At 43.4% G+C, this 20,331-nt stretch carries 14 protein-coding genes; 9 read left to right on the forward strand and 5 right to left on the reverse strand.

The annotated features are described in order from the left end of the window. Nucleotides 1-276: 276 nt before the first annotated feature. Nucleotides 277-1,521, forward strand: coding sequence for a mechanosensitive ion channel family protein (locus V7R39_RS17235; protein ID WP_438823561.1), 1,245 nt, complete (start codon nt 277-279; stop codon nt 1,519-1,521). A 41-nt stretch (nt 1,522-1,562) separates the two neighbouring features. Here the strand turns inward: V7R39_RS17235 and V7R39_RS17240 are convergent, their stop codons facing one another. The 3 genes from V7R39_RS17240 to V7R39_RS17250 all read right to left on the reverse strand — a co-directional run bounded on the left by V7R39_RS17240 (nt 1,563) and on the right by V7R39_RS17250 (nt 6,709). Continuing rightward, nucleotides 1,563-2,048, reverse strand: a complete 486-nt coding sequence (locus V7R39_RS17240; protein WP_334032192.1) for a hypothetical protein — start codon at nt 2,046-2,048, stop codon at nt 1,563-1,565. Nucleotides 2,049-2,304: 256 nt separating this feature from the next. Further along, nucleotides 2,305-4,605, reverse strand: a complete 2,301-nt coding sequence (katG, locus tag V7R39_RS17245; protein ID WP_334032193.1) for a catalase/peroxidase HPI — start codon at nt 4,603-4,605, stop codon at nt 2,305-2,307. A 361-nt stretch (nt 4,606-4,966) separates the two neighbouring features. Continuing rightward, the gene (locus V7R39_RS17250) at nt 4,967-6,709 is read right to left on the reverse strand and encodes a PAS domain S-box protein (protein ID WP_334032194.1); all 1,743 of its coding nucleotides are present in this window, start codon (nt 6,707-6,709) and stop codon (nt 4,967-4,969) included. Between the two features lie 251 nt (nt 6,710-6,960). On the opposite strand from V7R39_RS17250, the gene V7R39_RS17255 reads away from it, so the two are divergent. Beyond that, complete coding sequence (locus tag V7R39_RS17255; protein WP_334032195.1) at nt 6,961-9,168, forward strand: VTT domain-containing protein; 2,208 nt, start codon at nt 6,961-6,963, stop codon at nt 9,166-9,168. After that, entirely contained in the window at nt 9,156-9,866 is a 711-nt protein-coding gene (locus V7R39_RS17260) for an endonuclease/exonuclease/phosphatase family protein (RefSeq protein ID WP_334032196.1), read from the forward strand. The genes V7R39_RS17255 and V7R39_RS17260 overlap by 13 nt, the downstream gene beginning before the upstream one ends. A gap of 16 nt (nt 9,867-9,882) precedes the next feature. Here the strand turns inward: V7R39_RS17260 and V7R39_RS17265 are convergent, their stop codons facing one another. After that, nucleotides 9,883-10,857, reverse strand: a complete 975-nt coding sequence (locus V7R39_RS17265) for a LysR family transcriptional regulator (RefSeq protein WP_334032197.1) — start codon at nt 10,855-10,857, stop codon at nt 9,883-9,885. A 667-nt stretch (nt 10,858-11,524) separates the two neighbouring features. Here V7R39_RS17265 and V7R39_RS17270 point away from each other — a divergent pair. The 5 genes from V7R39_RS17270 (at nt 11,525) to V7R39_RS17290 (ending at nt 16,125) form a co-directional block, all read left to right on the forward strand. Further along, on the forward strand, nt 11,525-12,346 hold the full coding sequence (locus V7R39_RS17270; RefSeq protein WP_334032198.1) for a sulfite exporter TauE/SafE family protein: 822 nt from the start codon (nt 11,525-11,527) through the stop codon (nt 12,344-12,346). 47 nt (nt 12,347-12,393) lie between these two features. Next, nucleotides 12,394-13,575: a pyridoxal phosphate-dependent aminotransferase gene (locus tag V7R39_RS17275; RefSeq protein ID WP_334032199.1), complete on the forward strand. Its 1,182-nt coding sequence runs from the start codon at nt 12,394-12,396 to the stop codon at nt 13,573-13,575. A gap of 293 nt (nt 13,576-13,868) precedes the next feature. Beyond that, nucleotides 13,869-14,234, forward strand: coding sequence for a response regulator (locus V7R39_RS17280; RefSeq protein WP_334032201.1), 366 nt, complete (start codon nt 13,869-13,871; stop codon nt 14,232-14,234). Next, nucleotides 14,231-14,815: a chemotaxis protein CheX gene (locus V7R39_RS17285; RefSeq protein WP_334032202.1), complete on the forward strand. Its 585-nt coding sequence runs from the start codon at nt 14,231-14,233 to the stop codon at nt 14,813-14,815. The genes V7R39_RS17280 and V7R39_RS17285 overlap by 4 nt, the downstream gene beginning before the upstream one ends. Continuing rightward, nucleotides 14,815-16,125, forward strand: coding sequence for a sensor histidine kinase (locus V7R39_RS17290; RefSeq protein ID WP_334032203.1), 1,311 nt, complete (start codon nt 14,815-14,817; stop codon nt 16,123-16,125). The genes V7R39_RS17285 and V7R39_RS17290 overlap by 1 nt, the downstream gene beginning before the upstream one ends. Before the next feature lie 88 nt (nt 16,126-16,213). On the opposite strand, the gene V7R39_RS17295 is transcribed toward V7R39_RS17290, so the two are convergent. Continuing rightward, on the reverse strand, nt 16,214-17,230 hold the full coding sequence (locus tag V7R39_RS17295) for an MBL fold metallo-hydrolase (RefSeq protein ID WP_334032204.1): 1,017 nt from the start codon (nt 17,228-17,230) through the stop codon (nt 16,214-16,216). 284 nt (nt 17,231-17,514) lie between these two features. Here V7R39_RS17295 and V7R39_RS17300 point away from each other — a divergent pair, with 284 nt between their 5' ends. Next, nucleotides 17,515-19,956, forward strand: coding sequence for a DNA polymerase II (locus V7R39_RS17300; RefSeq protein ID WP_334032205.1), 2,442 nt, complete (start codon nt 17,515-17,517; stop codon nt 19,954-19,956). Nucleotides 19,957-20,331 lie beyond the last annotated feature (375 nt).

A 20,331-nucleotide genomic window follows, 5' to 3' on the forward strand; every position in this document is an offset into this window, starting at 1 on the left:
CAACCATTTTTGGCAACTATGGGCTTTGCGTTCTCGATACGTATTCACAGGTGCAATTATTCTGTATTAATAGCATGCAATAAAAATAAACAGCTACTGTAAAAATAAACCTTTACCAAATCAAAGATACAGTATAAAACGCGTTTGCTGCATACATAGTCGTATGCTTTTGGAGAAATAAACAGAATGAACATAGAGCACTTTTATCAAGCGGTAGAAAGTAAGCTACTCATTATTGAGTCGTCGTTGCTGTCGACTAGCTTTTACATTCAACTGATGATTATTGCTTTTATCTATTTAAGCGCGTTTTTGTTTTCCAGACAGATTGAAAAGTCACTTAGATTGACCAAAAGCAAGCCGCAGCACGGGGCCCATACACTGCATGGTTTTTTGTACAACGCCGGCCGCGCCCTATTCCCTATCATTACTATTAGTTTACTCAAGTTTTCTACTGTACTTGGAGAAAGGTTTCAGTTTGACGCATGGCTATTAGATATCGCCGTTGTAGTTGCCGTGCTCATTTTTGTGAATTCTATTATTAACGGTTTTGTAGAAAATAAATCTACCGCGCGGCTTATGCGAGTTGTGGGTTTGCCTATTTTGTTTTTACACCTTATTGGGCTACTCCCTATTATTAATGAAGCCTTGGCATCTATCGCTATTTCGGTGGGCAATGTTCAAATTTCTGCCTATGGCGTTGCCCGAGTTGTCATTTTCGGCGGGCTGCTTTTCTGGTTAGGCCGAAGCTCCAATGCCATTGGCCAAGATATTATTCGTAACCATAAGTCGCTAGATATAACGACAAAAGAAGTGTTCGCTAAGTTATTTGAAGTTGCACTATTTTGCTTAGCGTTTATTTTATTGCTCAATGTAATGGGCATTAACCTAACTGCTCTTGCCGTATTTGGTGGTGCTGTGGGTGTTGGACTTGGCTTGGGTTTACAGTCTATCGCCTCAAACTTTATCTCCGGCATTATTATTCTACTCGACCGCTCATTAACCGTTGGCGACTACGTAGAGCTAGAGGACGGACGAAAAGGGATAGTTCGCGAATTTAAGATGCGTTACGCAGTATTAGAAACCTTTGATGGCAAAGATATTTTAGTGCCCAACGAAAAATTCATCAGCTCACTGCTTATCAACTGGACGCACAAAGATTCAAAACAGCGCTATCGCATCGATTTTTCAGTGGCGTACAAGACCGATATCCGCGCGATGGTTGAAATTGTGAAATCTGCTGTCGCTGACCACCCGCAGGTGATAGGCGGTGAAGGCATTCCATTTGAAGAACAGCCAGACTGTGAAATTGATAGTTTTGGCGATTCAGGGGTTAATATGTTCATTGAGTTTTGGATGGAAGGGGTAGACGACGGTAAAAATCGCGTGGGTGGCGACTTGCTGTTAACGGTTTTTGAAACCTTGAGAGAACACAATATTGAGATACCTTTCCCTCAACGTGAAGTACGTCTACTCAATGAAAATGACGAAGTGTCTAAGATGAGTATAAAAAGGCCTGAATAACGCTTGGCTCTAGTTAACCTTGTTACCTGCGCGCTACTTTTTTAAAACCGGGCGCGCAGTGTGTCCCACTGCCACTTATCAGCAGTAAGCCCTAGTAAGTTGCAAAACACCTCATAGTCTTGCTTGCCCATAGCCGAGGCCACTGTTTTTAGTTGTGATTTAGCCTTTATTGCCTTCACTTGCAAAAGCTCTAATCTAACATCCGCATTGTTATCAAAGTTATCGTTAATAATTGCATCAGCTTTGAGGGTTGCGTCCCATGCGGTAAGTACATAGTTCAACAGTTTCATGTATACCGTGATCATGGATTTACGGCCAATGGCTTGTTCAAAAAGAGAGCCGACAAAGAGGCGTTTCATTGCAGCTTCCGATTCTTGCTGCACACTATCGTTTAATTGATTGAGCTGTACTAAGAAATCGCTGAGTAATTTAAAATGAAGTTCACTGTTAACCTGTGAGTCGTTCAGTAGGTTTATATCGTCACTCAACATGTCTAGCGCGACGAGCGTACGCTGTGGGCTTGTCATAAATTTATTGCCTATTAACTACCAAACGCACCGGATGCAGTGCTGCCTTCGACCTATTAATACAGCAGGCCTTAAATAAATGGATGAATAATGACTGATAATCGTAACTATCATGCATTTAGCTGTAAAGCGGGTTAACTGAAACCAGAATACACCGTTTGAAAAAGCAGTTTAGTATTGTATAAGAAATACAGTGTTCAAGAACAAGAAAACGGGGCTTATGCCCCGTTTTTACTGCTTAGTGTTTAGTGTTAAATTACATTTCTAGCTTTGCGGTAACATCGTGACGCAAGTCAAATCTGTCTAGCGTCATGACCTTTGTCCATGCATCGACAAAGTCAGTCACAAAACGCTCTTTGGCATTGTCATAAGCATAAGCTTCTGCAACTGCGCGTAATTCACTGTTTGAACCGAACACAAGATCAACTGGCGTACCTGTGAATACCACTTCACCTGAGCTGCGATCTACGCCTTCGTAAACAGCTGGATCATCGGTCTTTCTCCACTTAGTCGACATGTCGAGCAAATTAACAAAGAAGTCGTTGCTTAACGCGCCAACGTTGTCCGTAAATACGCCGTGCTTGCTATCTCCAGTATTAGCGCCAAGTGTACGCATTCCACCGATAAGTGCCGTCATCTCTGGCACGGTCAAGCTTAGCTGATCTGCTTTGTCTACTAGCATTTCAGTTGGCGAGCGATAGCTTGCTTCTGCATCGTAGTAGTTTCTAAATGCATCTGCTGTTGGCTCAAGCAATGAGAAAGCATTCACATCTGTTTGCTCTTGCGTCGCGTCGGTACGGCCTACCACAACAGGCACTTCTACACTAACACCTGCATTCGATGCTGCTTTCTCTATAGCGGCAGCGCCACCGATAACAATCAAATCGGCTAACGATACTTTCTTTTTCGAAAACATTTGAGAATTAAAGTCGTCTTGCACTTCTTTAAGCTTAGCGATAACCGACTTCACCAATTCTGGCTCGTTCGCTTCCCAACTTGCTTGAGGCGCAAGCGCTAGGCGTGCACCGTTTGCACCACCACGATAATCTGAAGCCCTGAAGCTAGCTGCTGAGGCCCACGCTGTTTTAACAAGCTCTTGTATTGAAAGACCAGTATCCAAAATTTCGCCTTTCAACTCTTTTACATCATCCGCTGAAATGGCTTTGTAATCTGCAACTGGTACCGGGTCTTGCCAAGTGAAGTTTTCTTCTGGAATATCGTTACCCAAGTAGCGAGCCTTCGGCCCCATATCGCGGTGCGTAAGTTTAAACCAGGCTTTCGCGAATGCAGTTTGATATTCTTTTGGATCTGCTAAGAATCGTTCTACAATTTTGCGGTACTCAGGGTCGTATTTTAATGCAAGGTCGGCAGTGGTCATCACTGGCGCGTGCTTTTTGCCTTCAACGTGTGCATCTGGAACAGATTGATGGGCAGATTCGTCTTTAGGGATCCACTGTACTGCACCTGCTGGGCTGCGCGTTTGCTTCCACTCAAAGCCCATCAAGTTTGACAGATACAAGCTAGTCCAGCGAGTTGGCGCCTGTGTCCAAGCTCCTTCCAAACCACTGGTTACTGTATCTTCAGAATGCCCTTTGCCACAGTTGTTTTTCCAACCTAAGCCCTGCTCTTCTAAACCCGCAGCACCTGGCTCGCCTTCTAGGCAATCGGCAGGTTTGTGCGCACCGTGCATTTTACCGAAGGTGTGACCACCGGCGATTAGCGCTACCGTTTCTTCGTCATTCATCGCCATGCGCTTAAACGCAGTTCGAATATTTTTCGCTGAGCCCATTGGGTCAGGGACACCCTTGGGACCTTCTGGGTTTACGTAAATAAGGCCCATATGCGTTGCGCCTAAAGGACGCTTTAGCTCGCCATTACTTTCTTCACGATCACTTGCCAGCATTTCCACTTCAGGACCCCAATATACCATATCTGGCTCCCAGTCATCTGTGCGACCGGCTGCAAACCCGTATGTGTCAAAGCCCATGTTTTCCATACCAACGGTACCAGCAAGTATCATTAGATCACCCCATGAAAGGCTTTCACCGTACTTTTGCTTAATTGGCCATAGTAAACGGCGCGCTTTATCGAGGTTACCGTTATCTGGCCAGCTGTTAAGCGGGTTGAAGCGCATTTGACCGCCATCACCGCCGCCTCGACCATCTAATGTGCGGTAAGTACCAGCGCTGTGCCAAGAAAGGCGAATAAAAAACGGACCATAGTTACCGTAATCTGCTGGCCACCAGTCTTGAGACGTCGTCAATAATTCATTAACGTCTGCTTTTACTTGGTCTAAGTCCAGTTTTGAAAATGCTTCTGCGTAATTAAATTCATCACCAAGGGGATTAGATCGGCTGTCGTGATCTCTAAGCGCAGACAAATCTAGTTGATCTGGCCACCAGAATTGGTTGGTTTTCGCTTGGAATGGTTTCGTCATTCCAGTGCCTTTTGCCCCTGCTGGCTTGCTGATTTCTTGATTAGCAATGGCGCCTGTTGCACTTAACGATAATGCTACTAGTGCAGATAGCGTTGTTCTTTTAAACCTTATCATGGTCATATTTTCATCCCGTTGGTGCTAGTTGTATCAAAACGAAAGAAGAGAATTTTGCTTTCGAAATTCAATTAACAAATTTTTTACTCTAAACGACGATAAAGATAGTCAGAAGTTTCAACTTGCGATAGTTAATAAATTGGATTCACTCAATAGTATTTTCCAATCAATAAATTTGTTGTTTATTTTCAATTAGTTTTAACAATCTCAACCTAATGAATCGCGTAAACCTCACGTTCTAATTGAGCCTATCGTTTACAGATTGGTATCAAGTAGATTACGCGTAACAGCAACTTGCTTGTTCTTGCTTACATCTAATAATGAGAGGTAAAAGCGAAAACGGCGTGCTTAACACGCCGCGACAGGTCTATCCGTCGATGCCTTTGATTAATTTTGCGAGTTCTTCAATTTTCGACACCGTCGTTTTAACAAGGTTGTCGATTTCGTTTGATGAGGATTGAGAGTTACCAGCTAGCGTTCTTACCTCATCGGCCACCACTGCAAAGCCTCTCCCCATCTCACCAGCCCTTGCTGCTTCTATAGCAGCGTTCAGTGCCAGTAGGTTTGTCTGCTCCGATATAGAGTTAATCGTGCCTACAATAGTACTTATAGTCTGACTTGTGGTGAGTAGCTCCTGCATTGCCCCTTGCGTATCGTTAACCGCCTGTTTGCGAGAAGATACGTTAATTGCAAAAAATACATATCGGGTAATTTGCCCATTAAAGTTTTTCAAGGCACTCACTCTTGAGTCAAACGCTAGATACTTGCCATTGTTTTCAAATTCCAGAATTTTAGATGCAAAGCCTGTTGAATTTAGCTGCGCTTGGTCTTCAGTGGTAAGGCGAGACATAAGCTCTCGTGCAAAATCTTTAGAATCATAAGCACCTTTAATCGTCTCTTTGAGTAACTTATTGGCCTCTATTAATTTGCCATCTGGCTCCATTTCTAAGAGAACAAGCGCACTACCGATGGCATTGAGTTTATTGGTGAAGTCGAGCGCCATTTGTTTAACGCGAGTGATGTCGGCCTGAACGGCAATAAAGTTAACTAACTGGCCTTCTTTGAAAACCGGATTGATAGACAGTGACGTCCAATAAGGTGAACCGTCTTTGCGATAGTTGAGGATTTCATCGTAAAACGCCTCGCGATTTTTAAGCTTCTGCCGAATAACGTCTACGGTTCTTTGGTCGGTCTCTTCGCCTTGTAAAAAAGATCCTGGTTTTTTACCTTTGACCTCGTCCAAGCTCCAGCCTGTAAGGCGATAGAAACCGTTATTAACATACTCAATTAGCCCATCGGCGTTTGAAATAATAACCGCGTTATCCGTCTCATTAGCCACTAAAGACAGCATGCGCTGCAATTCACGTTGCTCTACTTCTTCAGTAACGTCTCTGACAAATGCGGTATACAGCGTTCTATCTGCTAGCCGAACCTTGGAAAGAGACAGTCTGCCCCATAATTCTTTACCGTCTTTTCGCTCTATCCGTACTTCACGACTAGTACCAACAATTTTATCCTGTCCGGTCTCTCTGTTTGCGTTCAGATAGTTGTCGTGATTTGCCTGAATGGCTTGGGGAACCAACATTTTGACGTTTTTCCCAATCACTTCCTCACGACGATATCCCCAAAACTTTTCAGCCGATGCGTTAAACAACGTTACCTCGTTGCGTTCATTAATACACACCACAGCATCAAGGGCCTGCTCTAGGGTTTGCTCTACAATTTCTCGCGCTTCTCGCTCTTCTGTAACGTCCCGTACGAATGCGGTGTAGTGTTTCTTTCCACCAACAATGACCTGAGAAAGCGCTAATTGAACCCATATCCGCTGCCCAGACTTAGTCTCAAGCTCTACTTCTCGCGAGCTTCCAACTATATTGTTCACGTTTGTATTACGGTGGGTATTAACATAGCTGTCGTGATTTGACTGGTGCTCTCTTGGCACGAGCATTTTAATGTTTTCGCCCAGTACTTCAGAGGGAGAGTACCCCCATAACTGCGCCGCTGCGTCGTTGTAGAATGTAACATTATTATTTTCATCTATCGTTACAACAGCAAGTATTGACTGGGATAATGCCTGTTTAGCCGCATTTTCTCGGAAAAAAAAAGCCATCTCTGTAAACCTCCGATATTTGACCAAAGAAGTTTATAGACGAAGAAATTAGTTTGCGCGAACGAAAATACGCTCAACAGCGTGAAATTATTACAAAATTTCACCGTAAACGCAGATCACCTAAGTACCTAGTAATAATATTAATTTTAAGAAAAACAGTTATTTGTTTGATTATTTTCGACTGACAGTAAACGGAATGATTTCTGCAACCGTCACTTCTTAGAAAAAGCAATTAGTCAGAGGGTAACGCAATGACATCGCAAAATAATATATTTGAACCGGGTGAAAACTGTTGGGTAAAAAGCAATGCCACTTTTGCTGCGCCCTTGATTGACTGCGGGAATTATTACAAAGCGTTGCACAGTGCGATTGTCAAAGCAAAGCACAGCGTTTTTATCGTTGGCTGGGACATTGATAGTCGTATTCGCCTCCTTCGTGGTGAAGATGAAGAACAAAGCGAAGCACCGAGCAGAATAAGCGACTTGTTAAAATGGAAAGCTGAACAAAACCCTGACATGAAGATTTACCTGCTCCGCTGGGACTCTTCTTTAGCATTTTTTGCTCAGCGAGAAATGTGGGCAAAAGAGGCGTGGGATGAAAAGACGCCTGACAATGTAAAAACCGAACTTGACGACACTATTCCAATGGGCGGAAGCCAGCATCAAAAAATTGTCCTTGTTGATGATGAACTGGTTTTTTCTGGCGGAATGGATGTATCTACCAACCGTTGGGACACAAGGGATCATCCTGTTGTATCTGAAGAGCGTGACGGACCAGATGGCGAATATGGCCCTCTGCATGACGTTCAAATGGTATCAAGCGGCCCTGTAGTGGCCGACTTCTCTAAACTAGTTCGTTGGAGGTGGCAACGAGTAGCAAACGAAACGCCTATTATGGTGAGGGAAGATGCAGAGGTAAGTATAGATGCCCCTATTCCAAAATCATGGCCGCAAGATTACCCACCCATTCTCGAAAATGTTGAGTGTGCACTTGCTAGAACTATTCCATTTATGGACGAAGTAGAACCCGCGCAAGAAGTACGCAACATGCTGCTTGACCTTATCAACGAAGCTGAATCGATTATCTATATCGAAAATCAGTTCACCACACGTCAAGAAATTGCAGAAGCATTAAATAGGCAGCTAAAATTAAAGCCTAATTTAAGCGTGTGTATTGTGAGTTCTTATGAGCCCAAGGGAAAGTTTGAATGCGAGGCGTTCTGGGCAAGTAGAATACAGTTTAAATCTATTTTAGAAAAAGGTATCGCCCCAGAGCGAGTAAAAGTGACCTATTCTTCTATTGAAGATATGCAGGGCCGGCGCGCCTACAAGCGTATTCATTCAAAGGTAATGACCATTGATGATAAGTATCTCGTTATTGGCTCATCAAATTTAAGCAACCGCTCAATGACCTTAGATACTGAAATTGACACCATACTGTTTGGCAATACACCTCAAAATAGACAAAGCATCGCCCATGTGAGAAATGATCTTCTAGCAGAGCATACGGGCAGAACGATTGAAGATATGGAAACAATTCTCAAAGAGTCGCAGCCTGTTGACGCCCTTATGCGCGGTCAAATCGCACACGGGTACGTTTTAACTGAAGTACGAGACGAAATATTTACTGAGCAGTCGAGTAGCAACCTTTTTCGGTCATTGTCAGACCCTGAAGAGCCGCTTATTTCTATTCCCACTTTAGGCGGCGCTGTGACACCTGCTAGAAACCCAAGACGCCGCAGCATAATGATCGCCATCGGCTTAACCGTATTGGCAGTACTTGGTGGTCTTATGTTTTGGGCCAGCCAATCTATTTCATGGCTAAGTGCCGATAGCATCAATGCATTCTTAGAAGAAAGTCGCGGCACCTATTTTGCTCTGCCCACGGTGCTGCTTGTTTATGTGATAGGCGGTATTCTCTTTTTCCCGGTTACCGTATTATCTCTCGCCGTAGCAGCTATTTTTGGTCCTATTTGGGGCCCCATTTACGGAATGATAGGAGCATTGTTAAGTTCAGCCATATTGTTTGGTATTGGTAAGCTTTCGGGCAATGCTGGCTTACGAAAACTGGGGGGACCGAAAGTTGCTGCTGTTGATGAAAAACTCAAGCGCAGCGGCATAGTAGGTGTTGCAGCCATACGTATGCTGCCTGTAGCTCCTTTTAGCTTAGTGAACCTAGTAGCGGGTATTTCATCTATCGGTATTTTTCAGTTCTTGGTGGGTACCTTTCTTGGTATGTTTCCACCGATGATAGCAAAAGGCCTAGTGGGAGACTCGATTACTCAGATTTGGCGTAATCCGTCTATTGAAACGATTAGCTACCTCGTAGCAGGCATATTACTTTGGGCATTTCTGATATGGGGCTCGCAAAAATTTGCACGCTTCTATCAGCAGAAGAAACAGGCTAATGCTTCTGACAAACAATCGGAAAACAGCGAGAGTGAAGAATGTGCCGCATAGTTTCTTATAATATTCACGGTGGCATAGGGACAGATAAGCAGCATGACTACAAAAGGATTGGGCAGTATTTAACACAACTTGGTGCCGACATTGTGTTATTGCAAGAAATGGATACCCGCCCAAGTGACAGGGATACGGCGCAGGATATTAATGATATCTGCGCCAATAATGCGTTTAGTCTTACAGCATCTCCGGCGCTGACTGAGCCCGATGGATGGTACGGCAACGCAGTATTGAGCCGGTTTGACGTTATGTCTACAGAAACATTAGATGTGAGTCAGGACGGTAGGCAACCGCGAAACGTTCAGTTAGTTGAGCTCCAAACGGAAAAAGGCCCATTAACAGTGGTGAATACGCACAAAGGGCTTAAAACGAAAGAGAGGAAATCTCAGTTTTCGCTGTTGCATACCTATCTTAAAAAACGGTTAAAGAGCCACCCAACACCTATGGTTCTTGCCGGCGACTTCAACGAGTGGCAGTTTTTCTCAAAGGCGTTTACGTCATTAAATTCATTGCTACACCAGCAAAAAATGGGTGCAACATTTCCTAGTGGCTTCCCTGTTTTTTCTCTCGACAGAGTGTGGGTATCACGTGATATTCGCGTGCAAAAGTACGGTAAAATTAAAGACAAGAAAACCGCAGTCATGTCTGACCATCTTCCTGTGCTTATCGATATTGAATTGCCGGAACAAGGTTAATAACCAGTTATAAATACTATCCGCACTGAGTAACTGTTGTGGCAAATTCAAGCTTGCCGCACCAGTGCTGAAGGTCATATTCGACACTAACCACCTTTTTAATGGTATCCAAAGCTTGCTGAATATGCCTTTGGTTAACTGCATTTTTGTCTGCAAATGCGAACACCGTGCGATGCATATCTGGCTCTACGATTTTAACTGACTCAACTAAGCCTGACTCTTTGAGATGAAAAATAGCGGATGTAGGCAAAATCATCACGCCTTCGCCATTAATAACTTGTCGCAAGCCTGTCATTAATTGTCCGGAATAAGCGTGATCGTGATTTAACATTACACCTGTTTTTTGTTCGTAATACGCAATTAACTGCCCTAGTGAATCTCTTATTCCCGGCGAGAGTAATGGAATCTCCCGCAACTCACAAAACGAAACATCTGCTCGATGGCGAAGAAATTCAAATTCACGCTTTTCAGTGGATGCAGAAAAGACCAAGTGCATTTCTTCTTGAATCAAAGGGGTAGCATGTACGCTTTTATCATCAACAGCTTCTCGATAAGTTAATGCGATATCGATGTGCTTTGATTCAAGCCAGTCTTTAATGGTGTAGGAAGGGCCTGTACTTATTTCTACTTTTAATCTTTCACCCGATTTCCCCATTTCAGTAAGCAGCGGCAGCGAGACCACATTTCCTATAGAGGGAATAACGCCAATTTTAATCACTTTGTTTGGGGCGTGACTGTCTTCGCTTACGGCATTTTTGGCAATATCCATTTGCTCTAAGAGTGCCGTTGCATGAGTGAGAAAAATTTCACCAGCAGCAGTGAGAGTTATGCCAGCAAAACTGCGGTTAAATAAGGTGGCTTTAACCTCTCTTTCTAAGCTTGCCAATTGCTGACTCACCGCAGGTTGAGCAATATTGAGCGCTCGTGCTGCAGACGCAATACTGCCCTTCTTCGCGGCGGTAACGAAATATTTCAACTGTTTTGAATGCACAACACCACCTCGGTGAAATTCATGAATCTACACACAGACGCATACTTACTTACGCGCTCGCTGTGTTGAATAGGTAGTAATAAGCCGGCAATTCATAACTAATTCGGTTATAGCCAGAGGCTGTATACAGTTAGGCTGTTTAAAGCAAGCATGCTTATCAGTACTTCTTATACAGGTAAAAAAGCAAAGTATATGCCACCAGATTTGCTTTCAGATTTACTCACAAGAGACTCACATGCACAGCAGTATCTATTGACGACTACATACCACATGATTTTTTCTGGCGTCTCATCCAAAAAAAATAAAGAATCGATTTAAATAGCCACAGACCAATAACAACAGTGGTTCGAGGACAGGCTCAATCCTTTTTTTATACCCCTAAATAATGTTCTTTCTTCCTTGCTGGTTAAAGAGCTCTTAGCCTACGAATAGTGAATTTATGTTTTTAAGAGAGCGGTGGCGAAAATAGTTGCGTTGCATAGCGCCTTTATTGTGCATTGTATTGCTTAAAATAAGTGCATGAACACGTTGTAAATCACAACACATAAAACAGCAAATATAGAAACGCATACAAGAACGCATATGAGAACGCCAAGTCTGGCCGCTGTGAAACGCTCTAGCTCATCAGTCTATCAGTGCAATAACTTTCAATGGAGTAAAAGCGTTAATGGAAATAGAACTACTGCTGTTTGTAGTTACTTTATGTGCAACAGGTGCAATTGCGGGAATAACTGCAGGCCTGTTCGGCAATGGTGGAGGCTTTGTTGTAGTGCCCGCCCTTTTAGCCGTATTTCCTTTCTTCACTCCTCCATCAGAGGCATTGGTAAAAGTGGCCATTGGAACCTCGTTAGCCTCTATTGTTGTTTCAAGTGCTCGTTCTGTCATGGCCCATAAAGCTAAAGGCGCCGTGGACTTCGACATACTTCGCTCGTGGAGCATTTGGCTTGTGCTGGGTGTAATAGGTGGAGTGGCGGTAGCAAGTTATACCAGCGCTAACGGCCTCACCGTAGTGTTTGCGGCCGGAGTATTATTGTACTCGGTGTACTTTTTATTTCCTGAATTCGTCGTTCGACCAGGCCTTGTATTCGCGATGCCTACGGGAAAGGGTAAAGCGTTGCTTGCCTTCGTGCTAGGAGGCTTTTCTGCATTGCTGGGTATTGGTGGCGGCACACCAACCGTTATTACCATGGTGATGTGTAAACGCAGTATTCAGCAAGCGGTAGCTACCGCTGCAGGCGTTGGCTTTTTAATTGGGTTGCCCGGTGCTATCGGCTTTTTATTTATGACGCATTCCCAAACCGGTGCATTGCCGTTTGGTACCGTAGGCTACATTAATCTACCTGCCCTTGTGGCTATAAGCATTGGCGCTATTTTTACTGCGCCTATGGGAGCAAAAATGGCTCATAACTTTAGTGAAAAAAGACTGAAGCGCTTATTTGGTATCTATCTCGTCCTTGTGTCTAGCGCTATGTTTTATAAAGCAATGTAGGCGTTTAACAAACAAATTAATGATGAAGAAGAAAAAGGAATAACACCATGACTATGAATCGCTCAAGACGTTCATTTCTTGGCGGAAGCGCCGCGGCCACAGCTGTAGGCGCAAGCGGCATTATTACCACTCTAGGCGCTCAAGCAGCTACCGCTCAGGCATTAAAAAATCAACCGCCACTTCGCTACGGTCCTAGACCTGGCGTAGCTAAGCTTAATGCCAACGAAAATCCATTTGGACCGAGCCCCGCTGCACTTAAAGCCATATCGGATGCTGCAGCGCAAGGTGGTGCATACTATGCCTACCCTGCCGCCATGAGATTAATAGACATGATTGCAGAGCGACACGGCATTGAAAAAACAAACATATCATTGAGCGCAGGCTCAAGCCCAATTTTATCTTATACCGCGTTAGCAGCTAGTCAAAAAGGCAATATTTTAGGGCCTGATCTATTTTGGGATACCACATCGAAAGCGCCCGAAAAACAAGGGGGACATGAAATTATCCGCGTAGCTAATACGGCTGCGCTAGATATTGACTTAGATGCTATTTACAACGCTATCGATGACTCTATTGGTATGGTGCACATATGTAATCCGAATAACCCAACTGGAAAAATTTTAGACCCTAAAGCGCTGAAAGAGTTTTGCATTAAGGCCTCTAAGAAAACGCTGGTACTGGTAGATGAAGCATACAATGAACTTACCGATAATCCATCAGCACATACTATGATTCCGTTAGTTAAAGCTGGCCACAATATTGTCGTGGCTCGTACTTTCTCGAAAATTTATGGCCTTGCGGGTATGCGGGTGGGTTACCTAATAGCATCAGAACAAAATACTGAATGGGTAAATCAATATGGGATGGGCAATTACACGTTGAACCAAGCCGGCCTAGCTGCAGCGATTGCAAGCTACAACGACGAAGCATTTCTCACGTTTTCGAAAGATAAAATTCTACAGGGACGCACTATGGTGATGGATGCTGTTAAAGCTAACGGTTTGACAGCCGCATCATCGAGTACTAATTTCGTATTTGTAAATTTAGGGAGTGGAAACGCTGAACATTTCAGACGCGCAATGGCCGAAAAAGACATATTGATCCGCGGTATTTACAGAAGTTACAACAATTGGTCTCGGGTTAGTATGGGCACAATTATCGATGTGCAAAGGTATATTGATGCAATGCCCGAAGCCCTAGAAAAGATGGAAAAATCGCAAGTCAGCTAACCAATTTCCCCAGCTTATGTGCGTCAACTACTGCGGCGCACGCATCTCTATCTCATAAACCACCTATCTTTAGCTCCCTTTAGACTTAAAGTATAATACGCATAAAAGTCACTTTTGCCATATACTGAGTTAAGTGCGTGTCAACCGATGCAGTGTCTAGTATTGCGGTTAACACGCCCTAGACGAGGACTGCCAACTACTAATTTTTTCTCAAAGATTATTGCAGTAACGCTAATCTTGCACATACTTTACTACTGTGCAGACATAACGGATGCCATCTAGGAGATTTTTTAATGTCAATATCTGTTTTAGTTGCTGATGACTCTAAGCTGTCTAGACGCAGCGTAATTCGTGCATTGCCAGAAGATTTAGACTATACCATCAGTGAGGCAACAAATGGTCAAGAGGCGATAAATTTGCTAGCAGAAACAACGTTTGATCTACTATTGCTCGACCTCACTATGCCTGAGGTAGATGGCGTTGGCGTGTTGGAATACCTTCACAAGCAAGCAAGTTCACTTAACGTCATTGTTATCAGTGCTGATTTTCAGCCAGAGAAACAAAGGATTGTGATATCCCTTGGCGCAAAACGCTTTTTGAAAAAACCACTAGACAAAGAAGAGCTTGCTATGGCGATGTTCGAATTGGGGTACTTATGAGTATTGTGTTACCACTTGACGAAGATCAAAGAGATGCGCTGCAAGAGTTGCTCAATATATCAATGGGGCAAGCTGCAAATTCACTGGCTCAACTCATTGAAACGAAAATTGACATTTCTATCCCCAAAATCTCAACGGTGACCCCAGACGAACTGTATGGGTTGCTGTTTGAAACAAAAGACGCCTTTTATACGCGTCAGTCATTTTTGGGCGATATTCATGGCGAAGTCATGTCCGTGTTATCTCAGTCTGGATTGGCTGAGGTGGCAAAACTGATGGATTATGATGAACCTCTTACGAAAGAAGATATTCAAGAAATTATTCTAGAGCTTTGCAACATTCTTGCAGGTGCTTGTTTAGCGGGACTGTCTGATCAGTTAGAGCTGACCACTAATTTAAATATGCCAACCCTATTTCAACCTGAAAAGTCTAACTTCAGCGACTTGAAATGGCAGCATACATTAGTGATGGAAGTGCAATTTATTATTGCCATATCATCATTCAGTATGCGCGTTGTCTTTTGTTTAGACGATGAATCTCTCATTAGAATGAAAGACACACTGGATGAGTTACTCGGGTAATGTTCGAGCAACTCGTTAGTAAACTTCCCGTCGGGATCGGCATTGTTGACGAAGCATTCAACGTGGTTTACTTGAATGACTTTTTTTTAGACCGCTTGCCACACGAGTTGCGAAAAGGTTACACAGAACAACCTGTTACTGAATTATTCAAAGGCCAGGGAAAGTTCCTTAAACGGCGACTTAAGTCGGTGTTTGTGTTGCAACACCCCAGCTTTAGCTATTGGGAACAACGGCCCCACATTTTCCCGTTTAAAAGTAGCCGCCCTATTACGGGCGAAGAAACCCAGATGTATCAAAATATGGAAATTATTCCCATAAAAGATAATACATCTGATAGAAAGTTAGCCTGTATATTCCTTCAAGATGTAACGGCCCAAGCCAGCTATTTTCGTGCGCAGCAGAAGCTCTCTCAAGCGCTTAAAAAAGAACACGCTGAGCAGCGCAAACTCATCAGAAAACTGGATACCGCTCAAAGCCAGCTTATTCAAGCTGAAAAAATGGCCTCTACGGGACAGCTAGCTGCAGGTATCGCTCATGAAATAAATAATCCTATTGGCTTTGTTACTGCAAACTTAGATACCTTGTCTCAATATGCCTCTCACCTTTTAGCGATATGCGATGGTGTAGAATCGCAAATCACCCACTTTACTGAAGAGATGCAAGAGCAGATGCAATCTCTGTTTGAAAGTAACCATTATGCTCTGCTAAAAGACGATATTACTGAGCTTATTGATGAGTCGAGCGAAGGCTTAAGTCGTGTGAGAGACATCGTTGAGAATCTTAAGAACTTTTCTTTAGAGACCGCTGATGGCTATCAAAACATTGAAGTCTGCAGCGTGGCAAAACAGCTTATTACGTTAATATCGGCGCAGTATGCAAAGCCTGAGTATAAGTTTGAATGTGCTAAGGAAAAGCTAGAAGTCATCGGCGACCCTGGCACGCTTAAGCAAGCACTAATGAACGTGATGGTTAACGCAGCCCAAGCCATTGAAGATAAGGGCTTTATAAAGCTAAGCATTATCGAAAATGACAATGATATCGCGTTTAAAATTTTAGACAGCGGGTGTGGTATTGCCGAACAAAACCTAAAGCGTATATTTGAACCTTTCTTTACTACAAAACCGGAAGGGCAAGGCCAGGGATTGGGTTTATCCGTTGCCTATACCGCAATAGAGAAACACCAGGGAAAAGTGTCTATCAGTAGTAAAGAGGGAAAAGGCACCGTTGTGCAAATTACAATTCCAAAAAGCCCCCCGCAATCTTCCTCTACTGCTCATTCAGAGCCCGCGACTGAAGCGCTTTCAAAATAGCGCTAAAGAAAAACAAACACGCAATGATCATTTTTCTTATTATACATTCGCCGGTTAGTTTAGTCGCTCTCAGTGAGTTGCTGTTAGTTTAGCGGCCGAGCACTGAGTAAACTAATACACTGTCATCTACTAGCGTTTTTGTTAGCTCTCCCTCGGCAACCAAATAATTTAAATGGGCGTAACACTCTGCCACGGCAAACACCATATTTCTGCTTGAGAGCTTTCGCTTGAACATCACGGGCAATAGCTCAGCCACTGTTTGAGGGGTAGCGCACGCACTTTTTAATGCACTCAGATGTTGATGATGATGAGCAAGTAATTCATCAATGCGTTGGTGCAAGCCTACAAACGGGAGCTTGTGAGCGGGTAACACAACTGTATCTTCTGGGAGCGCTTTGAACGGAGGGAGCGTGGTGAGGTAGTCATTCAAAGTAAGCGCGTCAGGCTCGGTAGAGTAAGCGCCAATATTTGGCGTTATCATAGGTAGTATGTGATCGCCTGAAATCAACACCCCTTTACTTTCGCAGTACAGACAGGCGTGCTCTGGAGAATGTCCCCTTCCAACCAATACTTTCCACTCGTTACTATCAAATGACAGCACATCGTTGTGCTTCAACCGCGTATAACTCACTGGAATGGGCGATACCACCTGGCTAAACCCCTTGCCGTCTCCCTGAGTAAGCTTCTCAACTAACTCACTGTCTAGTCCCGCTTGACTAAAATAACGGACATCTCTTTTATTCGACGCACCATTCTTGCCTGAACAAAAAGCTCTAGCAGTGAAGTACTCTGTTTGTGACATGTAAAAAGGAACATCAAATTCGTCGGCAATCCAACCCGCTAACCCGATGTGGTCGGGATGAAGGTGGGTGACGATAACAGCGGATATATTGCCATCGAGCTTTTCAAATATCTGTTGCCACAACGCTTTCGTTGTCGACGTACCAATACCCGTGTCAACAACCACCCAGTTGTCTCCATCTTTAATGAGATAAAGATTAATGTGGTCAAGTTCGAACGGCAAAGGCATAGTTAGCCACATAACGCCGTTCGCAATTTCAACAAGTTCACCAGGCTGTGGCTGTTTGTCTGCTAGATATTGCATGGCATACCTCTTTTAAAGATACAAAATCGATTATACGGGATGTTACTTCTAACGCGGCTTAAACGTAAAAACAAACGTATCTCTCGAATGGACATCTATAGTAGTAAGTTATAACAATGTGCTGACTTTGTAGTTAATGGAACGCGGATAACCAACAGCGAGGTGCGGTATACTTAGCTTTTTCTGGCTGAGCACCTGGTTTCTGATACCTAATTTGCACCAATAGGTTTTAAGAAGTGCTGGTAGCTAATTACTTAACGTTGATAAACAAAAGAAAGCATGGCGTGATTAAACAAGGTTATATTCTCAATAAAAGTACGTTTACCGAAAAGGGGAAAGCGTTCGTTGAGCTATGGGTGAAAACACACGAAAAGACGATAAGGTTAGTGTCTTCGCCTCAGCAGCCCACTTGTTTTGTTGCTATGGATAATAAAGACAAACTTGTTAGTGCCTTAGCCGCCTCAGGTGTATTGCGCCGTGATGTGTCCTTTCCCTCTGACCACTTTAAAACGCTAGAGCAAATACCGGTTGTTACTGTAAAAACAAACACCGAAAGCCAAATGCACAAGCTCAGAAAAATTGCGACCGAAAATAGTATTACGCTTTATGAAGCCGATATACGGTTGGCCGACCGATACCTTATGGAACGTTTCATTTATGGCGCTATAGAATTTGTTTCTCCTAACAACGACAATGAAATTATCAATGCTCGAATTAGACCGTCTAACTATTTGCCAATATTTACGTGGATAAGTATTGATATTGAATGCGATGAGAACGAATCGTTATTTAGCATTTCTATCGCAGGAGAAAGTCATAACGAAGTCATCTTAGTTAGGCCCCCAACTTTCGAAAATAAGGTATTAGCATCAACGAGTCAGCATTACACGTTGACGGTGGTTGATAGCGAGAAAACGCTACTCAACCTGTTTTTCTCCCGTATTTGTAGCATCGATCCAGATATTATTTTGGGCTGGAATGTGAAGCAGTTTGACTTTGCTGTCATAACACGACGTGCAAAACGCCTGAACGAAAAACTATTGATGGGCCGACAAGGCAGAGAGGCCACGGCGAGAGAATGGGATGACCAAGTACTGGTTAATATACCGGGCCGCTGCATTGTCGACGGTATAGAAGCGCTAAAAACAATGACATATCACTTCGATTCGTTTTCTTTAGACAATGTAGCCGAGCAGCTTTTAAACGAAAATAAGCTTATTCAAGAAGACGATAAACTCAAGGCAATCAAGCATCAGTATTTACACGCGCCCTTATCTCTTGCCAATTACAATTTTAAAGACAGCGAACTTGTAAACAGTATCCAACAAAAAACCCAGTTTATTGATTTCTTAACGCTGCGAGGCACGTTGACGGGACTTGAGTTAGGCAGACCCGGTGGATCAGTTGCCGCGTTTTTAAACGTATATTTACCTAAGCTGCATAGAGAGCATTACGTTGCTGGCGTGCGACCGTCAAATGGCGGGCTTGCAAGCCCTGGTGGATACGTAATGCGTTCCTTACCAGGGCTGTATGATGATGTACTGGTTTTAGATTTTAAAAGCCTTTATCCGTCAATAATACGCACATTTAATATCGACCCTTTAGGTTTAGCTGAAGGTTTACTCTCTCCCGAAAAAGCCATTCCTGGCTTCAAGGGAGCTGTTTTTAGCCGTACCAAACACTTCTTGCCCGACATTATCAAAAGTCTATGGGCCCAACGTGACGAAGCAAAGCGTCAAGAAGACAAACCCCGCTCTCAGGCTATCAAGATTATAATGAACTCGTTTTATGGCGTTTTAGGTAGTGGCGGTTGCCCTTTTTACGACCCAAGGCTTGCTAGTTCAATTACCCTTCGTGGCCATGACATTATGCAAACCACTGCGAAATGGATTGAAGAATTAGGGTATACGGTTATCTATGGTGATACAGACTCAACCTTTGTTCACCTAAATGACAATGTTTCTCTCGGTACGCCAAAGGAGACAGGTAAGCAGCTAGCTACCATTATCAATAAAAGATGGCAGACACTCATCGCTGAGGAATTCAACCTTACCTGTGAGCTTGAAATTGAATTTGAATCTCACTTTACCAAATTTTTTATGCCTACTATCAGAGGTTCATCAGAAGGTAGCAAAAAGCGTTACGCCGGCATTAGAGATACGGGTATAGAACAGATTAAGCCTCAACGAGCATCTAACGACGATGACGGTACCACTTTCTCTAAAGGTAGCGTCATTGGGAGTAATAAAAGCGAGGAGTTAGTGTTTAAAGGGCTAGAAAACGTTCGCTCTGATTGGACACAATTAGCAAAAGACTTTCAATATGAATTGTATAGTAAAGTATTTAAACAGCAGCCTGTGAAACAATTTATACGAGATACCATTGATAAAATAAACAGCGGGGAAGCGGACCAACAGCTGGTCTACAAGAAGCGTTTAAGAAAACCGTTATCGTCTTATACAAAGTCTCATCCCCCTCATGTGAAAGCTGCTATTTTGGCCGATAAGTTAAATGCAGAGCGTCAAGCACCATTACAATATCAACGTAATAGAACCATCGCTTATGTTATTACACTAAACGGCCCTCAAACCAGCGATATGGTGAGCTCCCCTCTGGATCATAGCCATTATATCGACAAGCAAATCCGCCCCATAGCAGAAAGTATTCTGCCCTTAATCGGAATAGATTTTAGCGACATCGTCGACGACCAACTCATGCTCTTTTAATAATCAGGGTCAGGTCCACATTCTTTGGCAATAAATCGATAGTTGGAGTCAGATTCACATTCTTTGACCGTTTGTGTGGTTAACGCGTTATGGCAGATACTTGTGGAGATCTGCCCCCATCTATTTTGTTCGACAACCACGCTTAATCACTATGCGCTGCAAGAATCAAACGATAACTAGGGTCAGAATCACGTTCCTTGATCGTTTGTCTGCTGTAAGCAATGTGGATAATGCTTAATAGGGATCTGACCCTGAGTATTGAGTCGGATGTAGTGAATGTAGTTGAGGATTAATGTTGACCTGCCCCCCATTTATTTTTTTGGGGCCAGAAAACAAAAAACCCGCCGTTAGGCGGGTTTTTCTTAATGGGACCTA

Origin of the sequence: Alteromonas sp. P256, from assembly GCF_036864455.1 — a bacterium.
GTDB lineage: Bacteria > Pseudomonadota > Gammaproteobacteria > Enterobacterales > Alteromonadaceae > Alteromonas.

Bases quoted from the DNA above. Each gene is read 5' to 3' on its own strand.
- V7R39_RS17250 (WP_334032194.1), bottom strand. From the start codon at position 6,709: ATGGCTTTTTTTTTCCGAGAAAATGCGGCTAAACAGGCATTATCCCAG.
- katG (WP_334032193.1), bottom strand. From the start codon at position 4,605: ATGACCATGATAAGGTTTAAAAGAACAACGCTATCTGCACTAGTAGCA.
- V7R39_RS17260 (WP_334032196.1), top strand. From the start codon at position 9,156: ATGTGCCGCATAGTTTCTTATAATATTCACGGTGGCATAGGGACAGAT.
- V7R39_RS17290 (WP_334032203.1), top strand. From the start codon at position 14,815: ATGTTCGAGCAACTCGTTAGTAAACTTCCCGTCGGGATCGGCATTGTT.
- V7R39_RS17275 (WP_334032199.1), top strand. From the start codon at position 12,394: ATGACTATGAATCGCTCAAGACGTTCATTTCTTGGCGGAAGCGCCGCG.
- V7R39_RS17240 (WP_334032192.1), bottom strand. From the start codon at position 2,048: ATGACAAGCCCACAGCGTACGCTCGTCGCGCTAGACATGTTGAGTGAC.
- V7R39_RS17255 (WP_334032195.1), top strand. From the start codon at position 6,961: ATGACATCGCAAAATAATATATTTGAACCGGGTGAAAACTGTTGGGTA.
- V7R39_RS17285 (WP_334032202.1), top strand. From the start codon at position 14,231: ATGAGTATTGTGTTACCACTTGACGAAGATCAAAGAGATGCGCTGCAA.
- V7R39_RS17270 (WP_334032198.1), top strand. From the start codon at position 11,525: ATGGAAATAGAACTACTGCTGTTTGTAGTTACTTTATGTGCAACAGGT.
- V7R39_RS17235 (WP_438823561.1), top strand. From the start codon at position 277: ATGATTATTGCTTTTATCTATTTAAGCGCGTTTTTGTTTTCCAGACAG.
- V7R39_RS17295 (WP_334032204.1), bottom strand. From the start codon at position 17,230: ATGCAATATCTAGCAGACAAACAGCCACAGCCTGGTGAACTTGTTGAA.
- V7R39_RS17280 (WP_334032201.1), top strand. From the start codon at position 13,869: ATGTCAATATCTGTTTTAGTTGCTGATGACTCTAAGCTGTCTAGACGC.